This is a genomic window from Xenorhabdus santafensis (assembly GCF_033949405.1).
Classification (GTDB): Bacteria; Pseudomonadota; Gammaproteobacteria; order Enterobacterales; family Enterobacteriaceae; genus Xenorhabdus; species Xenorhabdus santafensis.
The window spans coordinates 1-1,880 of record NZ_VCDN01000015.1 but is presented as its reverse complement, the minus strand read 5'-3'; the positions used below and the strand labels follow the sequence as shown (position 1 = coordinate 1,880).

General features: G+C 46.3%; 1 protein-coding gene. It reads right to left on the bottom strand.

Features of this window, described 5'->3' with window-relative positions:
• Positions 1-1,880: Ig-like domain-containing protein (locus tag FE392_RS04950; protein WP_319929126.1), on the bottom strand; the 1,880-nt coding region annotated here is incomplete at both ends.

Genomic DNA, 1,880 nt, shown 5'->3' with positions numbered 1-1,880 from the left:
CCGTCTTTTTATCGGCCAGCAATGTTAAAGTCGTGTCAAAAGAGAGTTGCTCAGTGACTGTCGCACGGATCACCACTTCTCCGGCCGTTGTGCCTGATAACACAGTCACATTATAAGTGCCGGGCGTAGACTCCTTTTGGTCATGGAATGTCACACGATTGGCCTCCTCCGAAACCACGGAATAGTGAATTTTTCCATTCTGACCGGGGATCACATTTCCATACTGGTCTTTAAGGATCAGCGTGGCTTGCGATTTCGCCGTTCCGTCTGCCGCCAGCGATTGGGGGGATAGAATAAAGTGGCTTTGAGCTTTCATACCCTCAGCATCGGCCCGCGCAGAATCCGGTGAAATTGCCGTAAACATGACGGAATGGGTGGCTTTGATCTCATCCGTGAGTCTGGCTTCAATCACCTTCTTTCCTACCTGAGTGCTTGAAATCACGGTACTGGATTTACCTTGCCCATCAATAAGACCTTTAGCTGGTTTCAATGGGCTATTATTTTCCGATGAACGCCAGATTATGTTTCTGCCAACCAAGGGGTTGTTATTTGCATCCATCACGGTCGCAATGATTCTAATGGCGTCATCTCCATCAGCCACAGCAACATTGCTTTCGCTAGTGAGTACCACTTTCGCGGTCTTCAAATCTGCCTGTGCATTAATTGTTATGCTTTGAGCATTATGCGAAGCGCCATAAGTTGCGGTTACCGTAATTTCACCCGATTTTGTTGCCCGTAATATTGTCTTTGCGTTGCCATGCTCATCCGTTGTACTAGTTTGATTAATAGCGGCGCCACTTTTATCCACAGACCATATGACTTTTTCTCCCTGCAATGGATTTCCATGCATATCCAAAAGTTGAGAAGCCAGCTCTACACTGTCTTTGTTATCTGCAATAAGCGCTTCAGATTTTGATGATGTTATTGCAGAAAGCTTTCCGGTCGACTGATCAGCCTTGAATCGAATGGGTTTTGATGTATTTGCACTTATCTTATTTCCCTTTTTCGTACAGGCAGTAACTCTGATATCAGCAGCTCTTTTGCTGATTATAGTCGTGCGGGCGATACCATTATCATCCGTCTTTGATGGTGCATCCGCGAATGTGATAATGTCTTTGTCACAATTAGATTTCCAATGGATATTGGCTGATGGCAGCTCATTGCCGTGTTGGTCGACAACAAAGGCTTTTAAAATAACGGGGGTCTTGCCATCAGCAACATATTTACCTTCCGGATCAGGCTGGTTTTTATTCTGAGCCAATTTTGCTTTTACTTTTACTACCTTGGCAGTCAAGTTATCTCCAACAAATAACATGGGTAACTGGAATTGCACAGCACCAGAGCTCCTGTTGATGACTGCTGTCACCATCGTTGTCCCAGCTTTTGTGTTACTGATTGGAATTTCAATTTTCCCTTCTTTATCTGTTTTCTGCCCCTTCGCAGTTATTTTTGCCTGATTATCAGTCTGAAAAGTCACCACTACATCAGGAACTAAGTTACCTGATTTATCCGTCACGATTGCCCTGACACGATATTGTGTTTCTCCATCTGCGATGAACGTATCTTCTTTCTTGGCAATAGAGCCATCCGGATAAATAACTTGTAAGTTACCCTCCGCAATTTGCGCCGTTTTTTCATCCGGAATAAAGCTCACTTCAACCGGATAGGCCTGCCCCCCGACCGTCAGTGTTACGGTCGTCCCCCCGGCGCGGGTATTGGTGAGCGAAACCGTTAATTGTCCCTTGGCATCGGTTTTGCCTTCTTGCTCCATTTCCGCGCCATTATTGGCGATTGACGTGACCGTGTAGTCAGGGATCGGGTTGCCGAACTCATCCACCACGGTAAAGGCAATCTGGTGGGTTGACACCCCGTCAGCCGGC